The sequence below is a fragment of the Halomonas marinisediminis genome (genome assembly GCF_004347715.1).
Taxonomy (GTDB): Bacteria; Pseudomonadota; Gammaproteobacteria; order Pseudomonadales; family Halomonadaceae; genus Halomonas; species Halomonas icarae.
In genome coordinates this window covers 1-226 of record NZ_SLTR01000810.1, presented here as the reverse complement: position 1 = coordinate 226, position 226 = coordinate 1, and the positions used below count along the sequence as shown (strand labels likewise).

Genomic DNA, 226 nt, shown 5'->3' with positions numbered 1-226 from the left:
AATACAGCCGCGACGCCAGCGGCGGGATAGCCTGGCCGCGCAGGCCCTGCACCCACAGGGAGACCAGTAACGAGCTGCTCCAGCCATCCATCAGTATGTGATGGAAACAGAAAGCAATGCTCAGCGTCCCCGCTGCAACGTCATGCAGGCAGGCGATGCGGAACACTTCGGCGTCCAGCTCGAAGGGCCGCGCCTTGGACTGGGCCAGCCAGTCGAGACAGCGGGC

At 64.6% G+C, this 226-nt stretch carries 1 protein-coding gene; it reads right to left on the bottom strand.

Translation table 11 applies throughout. The features are described from left to right. A partial coding sequence (locus E0702_RS18615) for a hypothetical protein (RefSeq protein ID WP_132045947.1) occupies window positions 1–226 on the bottom strand: 226 nt, incomplete at both ends.